Here is a 13,647-nt window from a genome sequence, read left to right as displayed (position 1 = left end):
CTATACGCCATGGCAAAGATACTGGTCGTCGATGACCACGCGCCCAACCGAGACCTGATCGTGGCGCTCATGGGCTACAGCGGACACCAGTCAATCGAAGCTTGGGATGGCAGCATTGCCCTGGAGCAGGTTCGCGCCGAACGACCGGACCTGGTGATCTGCGACATCCTCATGCCGACCATGGATGGCTATGAGTTCGTGAGGCAGTTGCGTGCAGACCCTGCCATCGCCCAAACAGAAGTCATCTTCTACACGGCGACATTCATGGAACGCGAAGCCCGCAACCTGGCCAATGCCTGCGGTGTGTCCAACGTGCTGATCAAACCTTGCGAACCGCAAGAGATCCTGCGTGTCGTCGAGCACGCCCTGGCCCACGCCAGCTCGCCTGAGATGCACCCGGACGACTTGCAGTTCGACCGCGAGCATTTGCGTCTGCTGACCGACAAGCTGGCCGTCAAGGTCAGCGAACTGGAACGCACCAACCAAAGGCTGTCTGCGCTGACCGATCTGAATTTGCAATTGGCCTCCGAGCGAGATCCCTACGTGCTGCTGGACAAGGTGTGCCGTGGTGCCAGGGATCTGCTGGGTGCGCGCTACAGCGTTTTGGGCGTGCGCGACAAGAATGGTGGCGGTGATGAGTGCTTCTCCACCTGGGGCCTGGCGCCGGAACAAGCGGAGCGGATCAAAAGCCTGGGTATAGACGGTCACATCTTTGGCGAAGTCATGGCGGAAGGCCGCGCTCGGCGGTTTTCCCGGTCGGACGTGCCCCCCTCCACATCGAATTTGCCTGTTTCTTACCCTGAAGCGGAATGCGGGTTGCTCGCCCCGGTCATGTCGCTGAACCGCACCTATGGGTGGATCCTGCTGGTCGACAAACTGGGCTCACAGGCCTTCACGCCTGACGACGAGCGGTTGTTGACCATCCACGCCGCACAAGCCGGCCGCATCTACGAAAACGGCAGTCTTTACAACGAGATCAAACGCACCGCCGAGCAACTGCAGATCGAGATCGTGGAGCGCAGACTGGCCGCGGAGGCATTGGTCAAAGCCAACGAGACACTGGAACACCGCGTTCAACTCCGCACGGCTGAGCTCAGCGAAACCATCGAGGGCCTGGAGACCTTCAATCGAAACGTCTCTCACGACATCCGTGGACCTCTGGGTGGCATCGCCGCCGCGGCCAAAATGGCCCAGGATCTCATTGAGGCCGATGAGAAGGCCAGGGCCATCCGCTTGCTGCAAGCCGTTGCCGAGCAGGCCACGATGACCGAGAAGGTGGTCGAATCCCTGCTCGCACTGGCGCGAACCAGCAACGTCACCCTGGAAACACGCAGCGTGGACATGAACGCGCTACTGAGTGAGGTCATCGAGTCCATCCGCTTAGCCCGGTCGGCCGGGTCGATTCCGGTGGTCCCCTCACCGCTGCCGCAAATCGAGGCCGATCTTGAGTTGGCTCGACAGGTTTTCGTGAACCTGATTGGCAACGCGCTGAAGTTCGCGGCGGAGGCGGGCAAACCCCATGTCGAAGTCGGCGTGATCCAGTCCGCCGACCCACCCGTGTTTTTCGTCCGTGACAATGGAGTCGGCTTTGACTCGGAACAGGCAAAACGGCTGTTCAAACCATTTCAAAGATTGCACGATTCCCGCTTTGAAGGCTCCGGAGTGGGCCTGTCCATCGTCAAGCGCATCATTGATCGCCACGGTGGAAAAGTCTGGGCGGAAGGCACGCCTGGTCAAGGCGCCACCTTCTACTTCTGTTTTGGCGAATCACCATTGCCTTGCTCTGCGGCTACGTGACTCATCAAGCGTCGGCGTCAACTCCTGCTTGCGCACGCGATGAAAGCGCTTCACACGGGCTACTATGTGAATAACCGGAGAGCCCCTCATGTCCCATGAATTCATCAGGCACCTTGTATTGACAGCCGTACTGACCACCAACTGCGCCATCGCCAGCGCGGCGGAACCGCCTCAGTTCGTCACCACCGCGGCCAGCAAGGTGTCGTCGGTGGCCGCCAAGGTTGAGAACTCCGTCAAGCATGGCCTGCAAAAGGGTGCCAGTGCCGTTGAGCGCGGCGCGTCTGCCACGGGCAGGGCCGTCAACAAGACTGCCAAGAAGCTGGGCTTGCCCACCACACCCGCCTCTTCCGCCAGCGAGTGAAGAAGAAGCCCGCGCCGTGGGTTTAGAATGCGCCCTGTCCGCGGGTGTCGTTCAATGGTAGGACTCTTGCTTCCCAAGCAAATAACGTGGGTTCGATTCCCATCACCCGCTCCAACAGACAAGCAAAAGGCCGCCAAGGGCATTCCCTGGCGGCCTTTTCAACGAGTAGCCCTCGCTCAGGGCTTGTAAACGAGCGGCGCGAGCGAGTTGCCCGGCGCGATGCTGGCGCAGTTCTGCGGAGCTGGCTTCCCAGCGAATCGGTCATCGACCCAGGCGGTGGCCGCAGGCAGCCAGTTGACCATGGTCAAGAAGTGGCTTGAACCATACTCTTTGTGCTCCACCGCCACACCCTTGGCGCAGTACTGGCGCGCCAGCGTGCGGACATCGCCCGCCAGCATCACACCGTCACCCTTGCCCCAGATTGGCGATGTCTTCGTGCCTTCCCAGATGCCGCCGGTGCCCTGACCGATTTGCAGCGGGATCTCGGGGGTGCCTCCGGTGCCCATGATGACCGTGTTCACGGCAGCGACGTACTCAGGAATCTTGGTGCGGTCCTGGTACTCTGGCTTGACCAGGTCCTTCCAGGTCACCTTGCCGTATTGGCCGAGCACGTAGGCGATCGAGGCATTCTGAATTCTGTCGTAGACCTCCAGACCGCGCGCGGTGAGGTACTTCTTGATGTCGATCTCGTACGAACGCGCGACACCGACGACCGCCATGGGCATCACACCACCCCAAATGGGCGCGCCTTCGACATAGGTCAGGTTGTGCTCGGGGCTCACCAGCGTGCCACCGAAGGCCGCACCGATCAGGTTGGACTTCAGGTCAGGCGCATAGCTGGGCGCCAACTCGGCGGCCCACTCGGTGGCGATGGCGCCGCCCGAGTAGCCCAACATCGCGACCTTGGCGTTCCGGTCGAGGCCGATCTCCGGCGAATTCAGCGCAGCGCGAATCGAGTCCAGCGTGTTGTAGCCGTATTCGGGGCCGGCGGCGAAATTGGCGTTCTGACCTTCTGTGTCAGAGATGACGACGGTGTAGCCGTTCTTCACATACGTGCCAAACAGGACTGTCTCGACAGCCGGCAGCAGGTCTGGCAGGCGCTTGCCGCCCGCGTAGGCGCGCGAAGGCCCATCTTCCGGATTCAGCGAGTCATAGAAAGACTGGTAAGAGATGACCTTGTTCTTGTTTGGGCAGGACGAGGTGCAATCGGGCGTGAAGATGGTTGTCACGTTCGCGGTAGGCCGCTGCTTGGCATCGGTTGAGCGATACACAATCTGCGTGGCCTTGTACGAGGTCTTGAGGCCCGCGATGTATGCCGTGATCGTGCGGCTCTTCAACACCGTGCCAGGAGCGACGCTCGCCAGCGGGGTGCCATCCGTGTACTGGTAAAACGGATCGGTGGCGGCGCTCGCCATGCTCGGTACCATGAGCGCGGCGACTGCCGCTTGGACTGCCGCTAGTAACAGGTGTTTGGTGGTGGGACGGAATGACATCAATGCCTCCTGGTGCTGTGAATCGGGGTGCAGTCACGGGGTTGGGCACCGCAACGCAGTTGTTCATCATGCACATGACGCCGTATTCTGAGGACAGCGTTTACCAGAATTGCAGTCACCGATGGCGCCTGGCCCGGTTCAATCCATGCAAGCCAATCCCCACCAGGCCCAAGGCCAGCAAGGCAAAACTGGGTGGCTCATTCGCGGCGGGCACCACGCCAGGTGCCTTGGCCTTGCCCGATGTCTCGGGGACCGCATGCGAACTCATGCAAACGAGCAGGCTGAAAGCCACACAGCGACTGGCATTCAGCAACAAAGAAACACTGCTCACGTTCAAAACTTCACTCCGGCACGAACGGGTAAATCCGCTCAGGCAATGATGCGCCCCTGCTCCTCGGAATGCGGACGGATCCCCCCCCCAGATGAATGGCTGTCCGGCACCGGCAGCGCATCGGCGTGATTTAGTGCACGTCCGGTTTAAGGGACTGCCCTAGGGCGGTTGGTGACGGACAATGGCGGCCTGTCTCAAGCCCGCATTTTTCCGATCTCACCCATGAGCACCGCCTTGCCCCCCGAAGACGACGATCAACCCGCGTCAGCCTACCCCCACCGCACCATCCGCAGCTTCGTGATGCGCGCGGGGCGGACCACCGAGGGCCAGGCCAAGGCCTTGGCGGAGTTGGGCCCCAAATTTCTGCTGCCTTTTGGCAAGACGCCCCTGGACTACGCCACCACTTTCCAGCGTCAGGCGCCTGTCGTCCTGGAAATCGGTTTTGGCATGGGCGATGCCACTGCCACAATCGCGCAGACCTTGCCCGACACGGACTTCATCGGCGTTGAGGTGCACGAGCCCGGCGTGGGCGCCTTGCTCAAACGCATTGGCGACCAAAACATCACCAACCTGCGCCTGATTCGCCATGATGCCGTCGAGGTGCTGGACCACATGATCCAACCAGGCTCACTCGCTGGCGTGCACATCTTCTTTCCCGACCCATGGCACAAGACTCGCCACAACAAGCGCCGCTTGATCCAGGCGCCATTGGTGGCCCACCTGGCCTCGCGTCTGGCGCCGGGCGCCTACCTGCACTGCGCCACCGACTGGGAGCCCTATGCCCGCCAGATCCTGCAAGTGCTGAGCGATGAGCCCACCCTGGTCAACACCGCCGAAAGCTACGCCCCCAAGCCCGCCTACCGACCGCTGACCAAGTTCGAGAACCGCGGACTGAAATTGGGTCACGGTGTTTGGGACTTGGTGTTCAAAAAGCGCTGAAAAGCCCCTCTCATGACCTAGACCCCACGCCCCCGTTGACGTTACGCTGAAGACGTTGACTGGAGTGCGCTGTGAATAAACTCTCCGACCGCCTACCACTGCCCTGGGCCGATGAAGCCGCACAAATCGACAAGCTGAGGCTGCGCCTGCAAGACAAGCTCGATTGGGGCATCGTCCGCCGGCAATGCGAGCCCTGGGTGCGTGGCATCCGCCACCGGCCACCGCCTTTCTGGGCGCTTGAGTCCCTGCTGCAAGAGTTCCCGCTGTCCAGCACCGAAGGCCTGGCCCTGATGCGCCTGGCCGAAGCCCTTCTGCGCGTGCCCGACCAGGACACCGCCCAGGCCTTGATTGGCGACCAGTTGACCCAGGCCGACTTCGCCAAGCACGCCGACCATTCGTCATCAGCGCACCCTTGGTTGTCCAGCGCCTCAGCCCGTGTGCTGGACCTGGCTCACCAGTTGCTGCCCTCACAACAAGACGGCCGCCAAGGCTCGCCCACCCTGGTTCAGCGGCTCGGCGGCCCCACCGTGGTGTCCGCCACGGCCCGCGCCCTGCAATTGCTGGGTCGCCAGTTCGTGCTCGGCCAGACCATGGACGAGGCCTTGGTCCAAGCACGCAAACAAACCCAGGCCGATGCCGACCACGGCCTGATCACCCGCCACAGCTTCGACATGCTGGGCGAAGGTGCCCGGACCTGGCATGACGCCGACCGCTATCTGTCGTCTTACCAGCGGGCCTTGTCGCAACTGGGCCAGCAAGGCGACAAGAAAGCCAGGCAGTTGCCCTTCTCGCAACGCCCCGGCTTGTCGATCAAGCTGTCGGCCCTGCACCCGCGCTTTGATCCTTCGCAGCACGAAGCCCTGGTGAGAGAACTGCTGCCGCGCCTGGAGCAGCTGGCCCGCCAGGCCGATGTCTCCGGCGTGCTGCTGACCCTGGACGCCGAGGAATCCTTCCGGCTTGAACTGCAACTGGATTTGCTCGCCCGCCTGATGCCCGCCGCTGGCGATGGGCTGGGCCTGGCCGTGCAGGCCTACCAGCACCGGGCCTTGGCCATGATCGACGAGGTGCACCGCCTGGCTACCCTCCACGACAAACGCCTGACCGTGCGCCTGGTCAAAGGCGCCTATTGGGACACCGAAATCAAGCGCGCCCAGGAGCTGGGCTTGAACGGCTACCCGGTCTACACGCACAAGGCCAACACCGACTTGTCGTACCTGGCCTGCGCCGATGCCTTGCTGGCCCGCAGCGACGTGCTCTACCCGCAGTTCGCGACCCACAACGCCGCCACCATTGCCGCGGTCATGCAACTGGCGCAGCAACACGGCGTCGGCCCCGAGCGCTACGAATGGCAGCGCCTGCACGGCATGGGCGAAGGCGTGTACCGCGAGCTTCGCCACCCGAAGGCCTCGCCCGAAACTGGCGCGGCCCTGCGCATTTACGCCCCCGTGGGTGAGCACCGTGACTTGCTGGCCTACCTGGTGCGACGCCTGCTGGAGAACGGCGCCAATGCCTCCTTCGTGCACCAGTTGGCTGATCCGCAGGTCAGCCTGGATGAACTGCTGGCCTCGCCCTGGCTCACCACCACGGGCACTGAACATGGCCCTGGCGTGGTGCCACCTGCCAGACTTTATGGCCCCGACCGGCGCAATGCGATTGGCCGTGACCTGAACTGCCAGATGCACCGGGATGCCCTGGCGGCGGCCGTGCAGGTCCGGCGCCAGCAATCAAGCGTGCCCTCGCCTTGCCATGATTTGTGCGCCGCCGAAGCCCAGGCATTGATGGATTCGCTCAACCAAGGCTGGCAGGACTGGGAAGAAACGCCAGCGAGCGCACGCTGCGCGGTGCTCGACAAGGCGGCCAACCTGCTGGAAGCCGAGTTCGACAGCTGGGCCGCCGACCTGGTCGTTGAAGCGCGCAAGACCATGAGCGATGCCGTGGCCGAAGTGCGCGAAACCATTGACCTGGCCCGCTACTACGCGCAGCAAGGACGCCATCACCTGAAAGTGCAAGTGCTGCCCGGCCCCACGGGCGAAAGCAATGAATGGCAGTTGCGTGGTCGGGGCGTGTTCGTGTGCATCGCACCCTGGAACTTCCCCCTGGCCATCTTTGGTGGGCAAGTGATGGCCGCGCTGGTGGCCGGCAACGCTGTGGCCGCCAAACCGGCCGACCAGACGCCGGACATCGCGCGCCGCTTCGTGGCCCTGCTGCACCAGGCCGGCGTGCCCGCCGACGTGCTGGGCTGCGCTTGCGGGCCCGGCGCCGTGGTGGGTGCCGCCCTGGTGGCCAGCAAGCACTGCGCAGGCGTGGCCTTCACCGGCTCGGTGGCCACGGGCAAGCGCATCCAGCGCATGCTGGCGCAAGGCGACCGCCCCATCGTGCCTTTGATCGCCGAGACAGGCGGCCTGAACGCCATGGTGGTGGACAGCACCGCCTTGCCTGAACAAGTGATGGATGCCGTGGTGGCCAGCGCATTCTTGAGTGCGGGCCAACGCTGCTCGGCCTTGCGCCTGCTGTGCCTGCACAGCGCCACGGCCGACACGCTGGAAGCGATGCTGGCCGGCGCCCTGCAAACACTGGTGATGGGCGACAGCGCCGATTGGGCCACCGACGTGGGCCCGGTGATCGACGCGCACGCACACGATCTGCTCCACGCCCACCTGTCCGAGCTGGACCACCAGGCGCAGCAACCGCGCTCAGGCGTGCGCCTGATCGGGCAAACCACCTTGGCGGCATCGGCCACCGCGCCGCACATCGTTCCGCCCACGGCCTACACCCTGCCCCGCGTCAACGCGCTGACCGCCGAGCACTTTGGCCCGATCCTGCACGTGGTGCGGTGGGGCCCAGGCACACACGCCCCCGACATCGACGCCCTGATTGAGCAGATCAACGCGACGGGCTATGGTTTGACTTTGGGGGTGCAAACGCGCATCGACTCGCGTGCGCAGCACATCGCTCGGCGCTCACGTGTGGGCAATGTGTATGTGAACCGGGGAATGACTGGCGCCGTGGTCGGGTCGCAACCCTTTGGCGGTCAGGGGTGGAGCGGCACCGGCCCGAAAGCCGGCGGCCCCCATTACCTGCTGCGGTTTTGCACCGAGCAGGTGGTCAGCATCAACACGGCAGCGGCAGGCGGCAATGCCGCGCTGCTGACGCAAGGCCACTGACCCATTTGACGATCAGTTGGCAGCAGGGGCGCTGAACTTGAAGTCGGTCTTGGCCTTGGCCTTCAGATCGTCGCGGTACTTGGCCAGCTTGGCTTGCGCATTGCGTTGTTGCAGTTGCACCTTGACTTCGTCATAGGGTGGGAACTGCGTGGCACGCGTGTCTTCCAGCTTGATGATGTGGTAGCCGAACTGCGACTTCACCGGGGTTTCGGTGAACTTGCCTTTTTCCAGCTTGGCCATGGCTTCAGAGAACTCAGGCACGTAGTTGCCAGGCGCGGCCCAATCCAGATCGCCACCGTTTTCGGCGGAGCCAGGGTCCTTGGAGTTCTTCTTGGCCAGGTCTTCGAACTTGGCACCGGCCTTGAGTTGGGCGATCAGGGCCTTGGCGTCTTCTTCCTTCTCGACCAGGATGTGGCGAGCGCGGTATTCCTTGTCGCCGTTCTGGGCTTTGATCTTGTCGTATTCAGCGCGCAGGTCGGCTTCGCTGTCCTTGGACTTGGCCTGGAAGTCAGCGAACAAGCCCTGGATCAGGATCGACTGACGCGCGAATTCCATCTGCGTCTTGTAGTCGGCGGTTTGGGCAATGCCCTTCTTCTCGGCCTCTTGCACGAAGATCTCGCGCAGCACCAGCTCTTCCTTGACCTTGGCCTCCAGATCAGGCGTCTTGGCCTGTTGGCCTTGCTTGAGGATCTGGGTCATCATGGCGTCGAAACGAGCCTTTGGCACGGGCTTGCCATTGACCACGGCGATGTTCTGGGCCATCACCAGCGGAGCGGCCAGAGACAAGGTCGCGGCCAGCACGGCGGACTTGATGACATGGGTGCGGAAAGTCTTCATGAGCGAATTTTGTTAGGTTGTTTCGTTGTCAGACAGGCTCGGCCTTGATGGCCAGCGCATGGATGCCCTGCGGTATCAAATCGCGAAGGGCATCATACACAAGGCGATGCCGTTGAACGTGTGACAGTCCGTTAAAGCACTGGGCACGCACATGCACGCTGAAATGCCGTCCTGATTTCGCGCCTTCGTGCCCGGCATGGAGGTGACTGTCATCGGTCACATCAATGCTGAGCGGCTGCAGCGCCAACGTCAGGGCGGATTGGATCTGTTCGGCGGTCACGCCTTGGTGTGGAGTCATGGTCAGGCCTGAAAGTTCACTCACTTGGCCTTGGCCGCTTCGTCGGGCAATGGGGGCATGTGGCGACTCAGGTACAAACCCTGAGCCAACATGAACAACAGCATCAGTCCCGATGCACCCCACACTTTGAAGGTGACCCACTGCTCTTCGGTGTAGTTGTAAACCACGAAGAGGTTGAGCACGCCCATGAAGGCGAAAAAGCCGACCCAGGCCCAGCCCAGCTTGATCCAGACGGCGTCGGGCGCGTCGATCTGGCCGCCCATCATTTTGTGCAGCACGCGGCGCTTCATGATGATCTCGGCCACCAGGAAGCCAGCGCTCATCAGCCAGTACAGCACCGTGGGCTTCCACTGGAAGAAGATGGCGCTGTGCAGCCACATCGACACGCCGCCCAGAACGGTGCCCACGATCAGCGTGCCCCACAGCATCATGTCCACCTTGTGTCGCAATATCTTGAGCACGGCGATCTGGACCACACCGCACACCACCATCACCACGGTGGACAACAGCATGGGCGCTTCTTTGGCCGCGACCACGCCGCCCGACACCAGGAAGCCCAAATAGTGCGTCATCCACTCGGCCGCCAGCTCCTTGTGGCCGCCGGCCCAGGTATAGGCGCCGAAGAACAGCAGGAGTGGCAGCAGGTCAAAAAATATCTTCATGGGGAACCGGGTTGTGGGCCAAAAGCGCGGATCAGCGCGGCTCGAAGTCTATCGCGGCCGAGTTGATACAGAAACGCTCGCCGGTGGGGGCCGGCCCGTCGTCGAACACGTGGCCCAGGTGCGCACCGCAGTTGTTGCAACGCACCTCGACGCGCACCATGCCGTGGCTTTTGTCCACCACGCGCTCGATGCTGCTGTCGTCTACCGCTTGCGAGTAGCTCGGCCAGCCGCAGCCCGCGTCAAACTTGGTGCTGGATTCGAACAGCTTGGCACCGCAGCAGATGCAGCGGTAAGCACCGTCCACAAAGTGGTCCCAATACTGGCCGGTGAAAGCCCGTTCGGTGGCCGCGTGGCGGGTGACTTCGAATTGCATCGGGTCCAACTGGGCACGCCATTCCGCGTCGGACTTCTTGACTTTGTAATCACTCATGATGAACAGGACACCTCGATGGATTGAGCCCAGTCGGGCGGGAAATCGGCATCGGCCTCGCAACCAGGTTGCTCCTCATACGGCGTTTGCAACAGCTGATGCAAACGCCGCACCTCGGAATCATCACCGGCCTGAGACAGACGGATCGCTGTTTCGGCCAAATGGTTCCGCAAAACATAGAGCGGGTTGACACGGCGCATGCGGACACGGCGCTCGGCATCCTCACTGTTTTCCAGCTTCAGGCGATCGGCATAACGGCGCGCCCAGGCGTCGAAAGCCTCGCGGTTGATGAACAAATCGCGCACCGAGGCATTGGCGGGGTCCTCAGGCGGCAGGCTGCTTTGGTAATCGCACAGGCGGCGGAAGGCGATGGTGAAGTCGGTGCGGTGCTCGGCCATCACGGTGAGCAGGTCCACAGCCAGGGCGCCGTCACTCTCTTGCTCGGTGGCCAAGCCCAGCTTGGCGCGCCAGCGCTCGGTCATGGCTTGCGGAAAACGCTGTTCGTAGGACTTGAGCACGTCGATGATGACGTTCTCGTCGCCCTCGAACTCGGGGATCACCGGCACCAGCGCCTGGGCCAGGGCGCGCAAATTCCAGTAACCGATTTGCGGCTGGTTCTGCCAGGCGTAGCGCCCCCGGTCGTCCGAATGGTTGCAGATGTGCTGGGGATCAAAGCCATCCAGGAAACCAAAGGGGCCGTAGTCAATGGTCAAGCCAAGGATCGACATGTTGTCGGTGTTCATCACGCCATGGCAAAAGCCCACCGACTGCCAAGCGGCCATCAGGCGCGCGGTGCTGTCCACTGCGTATTGCAACAAGGCCACGGCCCGCTGGGGCGCATCGCGCAGGTGAGGCACATGGTGCTCCACCACATGGTCCACCAGAACCTGCAGGACTTCGTGGTGGCCGGCTTCGCCGCTGTGCGCAAAATGCTCGAAGTGGCCAAAGCGGATGAAGGTGGGCGCCACGCGGGTGACCACGGCGGCGGTCTCCATGGTTTCGCGCCGCACGCCTTGCGGCGACGCTGTCAGCGCCAGGGCGCGGGTGGTGGGAATGCCCAGGGCGTGCATGGCCTCGCTGCACAGAAACTCCCGGATGGACGAACGCAGCACCGCCCGGCCATCGGCGCGGCGCGAATACGGGGTCGAGCCCGCCCCCTTGAGCTGGAACTCGCGTGTGCCCACCGCTGTCTGCAATTCACCCAGCAAGAGCGCGCGGCCATCGCCCAACTGGCCGGCCCACACGCCAAACTGGTGGCCGCTGTAGACCGTGGCCACGGGCTGCATGCCGGGCCACAAGGTGTTGCCGCTGAAAACACGCAATGGCAACTCACCCTCGCGCCAATCGGCGGGCCAACCCAGCTCATGGGCAAGCGGGTCGCTCCAGGCCACCCAACGCGGCGCCGGCAAGGCCTGGGCGTTCACGGTCGTGGCCATGGGCGCCTGCAGTCGCGCGCGCCAAGACTCGCTCAGCTGGGCATAGCGGTTGACCCAGTCATGGGCGGGCGGGGCGAAAACTGCATCGAGGTCGGAGGACATGTGGCGAAGTGTAGACAAGACCCCCCCAACCAAGGGTGCCAGAGGTCAATTTCTACAGATGCGCTTGGGGGCTTGGGCCGTCTGCCCTGCCCTAAGATGCCGCTTTGCTTGCAACACAGGACTTGCCGACGTGGATACCTTGCTGTTTTTCAAAGCCGTGTTGATGGGCATCGTCGAGGGGCTGACCGAGTTCCTGCCCATCTCCAGCACCGGGCACCTGATCCTGGCGGGATCGCTGCTCGACTTCCAGTCCAACGTGGGTGCCGACAAGGCCAAGGTATTCGACATCGCCATCCAGTCGGGCGCCATTTTCGCCATCGTGCTGGTGTACTGGCAGCGTTTGCGCGACACCGTCACCGGCCTTGGATCGGAGCCCCGCGCTCAAAGGTTTGCGCTCAACGTCATCATCGGCTTCTTGCCGGCAGCCATCCTGGGTCTGGCTTTCGGCAAAGTCATCAAGGCGCATTTGTTCAACGCCCCGGTGGTGGCCAGCGCCTTCATCGTCGGCGGCCTGATCATCTTGTGGGCCGAGCGTCGGGCCTCCAAAACCGGCACCAGCCACTACCGTGTTGAAACCGTGGATGACATGAGCCTGCTCGATGCCTTCAAAGTGGGTTGCATCCAGTGCCTGGGCATGATTCCCGGCACCAGCCGTTCGGGCGCCACCATCATCGGCGGCATGTTCCTGGGCTTGTCGCGTAAAGCCTCCACCGAATTCAGCTTCTTCCTGGGCATCCCGACGCTGGTCGGTGCGGGCCTGTACAGCCTCTACAAAGAACGCGCCCTGCTGTCGATGGACGACCTGCCGCTGTTCGGCGTCGGCCTGGCGTTCTCCTTCCTGTCGGCCTGGGTCTGTGTGCGCTGGTTGCTGCGCTATGTGGCCACCCACAATTTCGTGCCCTTTGCCTGGTATCGGATCGCGTTCGGCGTGCTGGTGCTGGTGTCAGCACACCAGGGCTGGATCACGTGGGCTGAATGAACACCCTGCGGAGCCAGGCCCTCGGGCTGTTGCTGACCCGGGACCCTGAAGCCAAAGCCAGGGGCACCATGGGGCTCGACTTGAGTGGCGATCCTGGTTCGGCCGACATTTTGGCGGAGCCCGCAGGCATCCCTGGCCGCCCCTCTCGCCCTGAGCTGGTGCCACACACGCAACTCAAAACGCGTTCAGTGCGCAATCCGGAGGGCCACGCCGCGCTCATCCACGCGCTCGCCCACATCGAGCTCAACGCGATCGATCTGGCGCTGGACCTGGCCTGGCGTTTTTCGGGCATGCCCGATGAGTTCTACATGGACTGGCTGGGCGTGGCCCGGGAAGAGGCGCTGCACTTCACCCTGCTTCGTGATCACCTGGTGAGCCTGGGCTTTGACTATGGCCACTTCCCGGCGCACAACTCGCTTTGGGAGATGGCAGAAAAAACAAAGGGCGACATGCTCGCCCGCATCGCTCTGGTGCCACGAACCATGGAAGCGCGCGGGCTCGATGCATCGCCGCCCATCAAGGCCAAGCTCTTGACGATTGACGATCAGCGCGGCGCCGACATCCTGGACATCATCTTGAGGGATGAAATCGGGCACGTGGCCGTGGGCAACAAGTGGTACCGGGTTCTCTGTGCCGACCGAGGCCTCGATCCGCTGTCGACTTATGCGGAGCTTGCAACGGCGTTCAGTGCGCCCCGGCTCAAAGGCCCCTTCAACTTGGAAGCCCGCCGCGCCGCCGGTTTCGAAGAAGAAGAGCTGTACGCGCTGGAACAGTTCTGGACTTCAAAAAACGAGCCTGTGCCACCCAAGCCAAGCTGA

General features: G+C 62.9%; 13 protein-coding genes and 1 tRNA gene. 7 read left to right on the top strand and 7 right to left on the bottom strand.

Annotated elements, in window-relative coordinates:
- The first annotated feature begins 9 nt into the window (after positions 1-9).
- The 3 genes from LQ232_RS07090 to LQ232_RS07080 all read left to right on the top strand — a co-directional run bounded on the left by LQ232_RS07090 (position 10) and on the right by LQ232_RS07080 (position 2,272).
- Positions 10-1,797, top strand: coding sequence for an ATP-binding protein (locus tag LQ232_RS07090; RefSeq protein WP_230179556.1), 1,788 nt, complete (start codon positions 10-12; stop codon positions 1,795-1,797).
- A gap of 88 nt (positions 1,798-1,885) precedes the next feature.
- Positions 1,886-2,158 (top strand): hypothetical protein, encoded by a 273-nt coding sequence (locus LQ232_RS07085; RefSeq protein ID WP_230179555.1) that lies wholly within the window; start codon positions 1,886-1,888, stop codon positions 2,156-2,158.
- A gap of 40 nt (positions 2,159-2,198) precedes the next feature.
- A tRNA-Gly gene (locus LQ232_RS07080) sits at positions 2,199-2,272 on the top strand.
- A 62-nt stretch (positions 2,273-2,334) separates the two neighbouring features.
- On the opposite strand, the gene LQ232_RS07075 is transcribed toward LQ232_RS07080, so the two are convergent.
- A complete protein-coding gene (locus tag LQ232_RS07075) occupies positions 2,335-3,573 on the bottom strand; it encodes a lipase family protein (protein WP_230179554.1) in 1,239 nt (412 codons plus the stop codon).
- A 193-nt stretch (positions 3,574-3,766) separates the two neighbouring features.
- Complete coding sequence (locus LQ232_RS07070) at positions 3,767-3,919, bottom strand: hypothetical protein (protein WP_230179553.1); 153 nt, start codon at positions 3,917-3,919, stop codon at positions 3,767-3,769.
- A gap of 285 nt (positions 3,920-4,204) precedes the next feature.
- Here LQ232_RS07070 and trmB point away from each other — a divergent pair, with 285 nt between their 5' ends.
- Together trmB and putA are read left to right on the top strand one after the other, a co-directional pair.
- The gene (gene trmB / locus LQ232_RS07065; protein WP_230179552.1) at positions 4,205-4,921 is read left to right on the top strand and encodes a tRNA (guanosine(46)-N7)-methyltransferase TrmB; all 717 of its coding nucleotides are present in this window, start codon (positions 4,205-4,207) and stop codon (positions 4,919-4,921) included.
- Positions 4,922-4,992: 71 nt separating this feature from the next.
- Complete coding sequence (putA, locus tag LQ232_RS07060; RefSeq protein ID WP_230179551.1) at positions 4,993-8,085, top strand: bifunctional proline dehydrogenase/L-glutamate gamma-semialdehyde dehydrogenase PutA; 3,093 nt, start codon at positions 4,993-4,995, stop codon at positions 8,083-8,085.
- A 12-nt stretch (positions 8,086-8,097) separates the two neighbouring features.
- Here putA and LQ232_RS07055 read toward each other — a convergent pair whose 3' ends face one another.
- From LQ232_RS07055 to LQ232_RS07035, 5 genes are read right to left on the bottom strand one after another with little or no spacing between them, the layout of a single operon-like run.
- Positions 8,098-8,922: a peptidylprolyl isomerase gene (locus LQ232_RS07055; protein WP_230179550.1), complete on the bottom strand. Its 825-nt coding sequence runs from the start codon at positions 8,920-8,922 to the stop codon at positions 8,098-8,100.
- Between the two features lie 28 nt (positions 8,923-8,950).
- Positions 8,951-9,220 (bottom strand): BolA family transcriptional regulator, encoded by a 270-nt coding sequence (locus LQ232_RS07050; RefSeq protein ID WP_230179549.1) that lies wholly within the window; start codon positions 9,218-9,220, stop codon positions 8,951-8,953.
- A 20-nt stretch (positions 9,221-9,240) separates the two neighbouring features.
- Positions 9,241-9,882, bottom strand: a complete 642-nt coding sequence (locus tag LQ232_RS07045) for a septation protein A (RefSeq protein ID WP_230179548.1) — start codon at positions 9,880-9,882, stop codon at positions 9,241-9,243.
- 31 nt (positions 9,883-9,913) lie between these two features.
- The gene (gene msrB / locus LQ232_RS07040) at positions 9,914-10,312 is read right to left on the bottom strand and encodes a peptide-methionine (R)-S-oxide reductase MsrB (protein WP_230179547.1); all 399 of its coding nucleotides are present in this window, start codon (positions 10,310-10,312) and stop codon (positions 9,914-9,916) included.
- Positions 10,309-11,850, bottom strand: a complete 1,542-nt coding sequence (locus LQ232_RS07035) for a YdiU family protein (RefSeq protein WP_230179546.1) — start codon at positions 11,848-11,850, stop codon at positions 10,309-10,311. The genes msrB and LQ232_RS07035 overlap by 4 nt, the downstream gene beginning before the upstream one ends.
- 130 nt (positions 11,851-11,980) lie before the next feature.
- On the opposite strand from LQ232_RS07035, the gene LQ232_RS07030 reads away from it, so the two are divergent.
- Positions 11,981-12,829, top strand: a complete 849-nt coding sequence (locus LQ232_RS07030) for an undecaprenyl-diphosphate phosphatase (RefSeq protein WP_230179545.1) — start codon at positions 11,981-11,983, stop codon at positions 12,827-12,829.
- Entirely contained in the window at positions 12,826-13,647 is an 822-nt protein-coding gene (locus LQ232_RS07025; protein ID WP_230179544.1) for a ferritin-like domain-containing protein, read from the top strand. Before LQ232_RS07030 ends, LQ232_RS07025 begins: the two co-directional genes overlap by 4 nt.

The organism is Aquabacterium sp. CECT 9606, from assembly GCF_918741295.1.
Lineage (GTDB): Bacteria > Pseudomonadota > Gammaproteobacteria > Burkholderiales > Burkholderiaceae_C > Aquabacterium.
This window is presented reverse-complemented; position numbering and strand designations above follow the sequence as displayed.

What these genes read in the sequence shown, in the direction of transcription:
- LQ232_RS07055 (WP_230179550.1), bottom strand. Translation starts at nt 8,922, where the DNA reads ATGAAGACTTTCCGCACCCATGTCATCAAGTCCGCCGTGCTGGCCGCG.
- LQ232_RS07070 (WP_230179553.1), bottom strand. Translation starts at nt 3,919, where the DNA reads ATGAGTTCGCATGCGGTCCCCGAGACATCGGGCAAGGCCAAGGCACCT.
- LQ232_RS07085 (WP_230179555.1), top strand. Translation starts at nt 1,886, where the DNA reads ATGTCCCATGAATTCATCAGGCACCTTGTATTGACAGCCGTACTGACC.
- LQ232_RS07075 (WP_230179554.1), bottom strand. Translation starts at nt 3,573, where the DNA reads ATGGCGAGCGCCGCCACCGATCCGTTTTACCAGTACACGGATGGCACC.
- msrB (WP_230179547.1), bottom strand. Translation starts at nt 10,312, where the DNA reads ATGAGTGATTACAAAGTCAAGAAGTCCGACGCGGAATGGCGTGCCCAG.
- LQ232_RS07090 (WP_230179556.1), top strand. Translation starts at nt 10, where the DNA reads ATGGCAAAGATACTGGTCGTCGATGACCACGCGCCCAACCGAGACCTG.
- LQ232_RS07035 (WP_230179546.1), bottom strand. Translation starts at nt 11,850, where the DNA reads ATGTCCTCCGACCTCGATGCAGTTTTCGCCCCGCCCGCCCATGACTGG.
- LQ232_RS07025 (WP_230179544.1), top strand. Translation starts at nt 12,826, where the DNA reads ATGAACACCCTGCGGAGCCAGGCCCTCGGGCTGTTGCTGACCCGGGAC.
- LQ232_RS07045 (WP_230179548.1), bottom strand. Translation starts at nt 9,882, where the DNA reads ATGAAGATATTTTTTGACCTGCTGCCACTCCTGCTGTTCTTCGGCGCC.
- trmB (WP_230179552.1), top strand. Translation starts at nt 4,205, where the DNA reads ATGAGCACCGCCTTGCCCCCCGAAGACGACGATCAACCCGCGTCAGCC.
- LQ232_RS07050 (WP_230179549.1), bottom strand. Translation starts at nt 9,220, where the DNA reads ATGACTCCACACCAAGGCGTGACCGCCGAACAGATCCAATCCGCCCTG.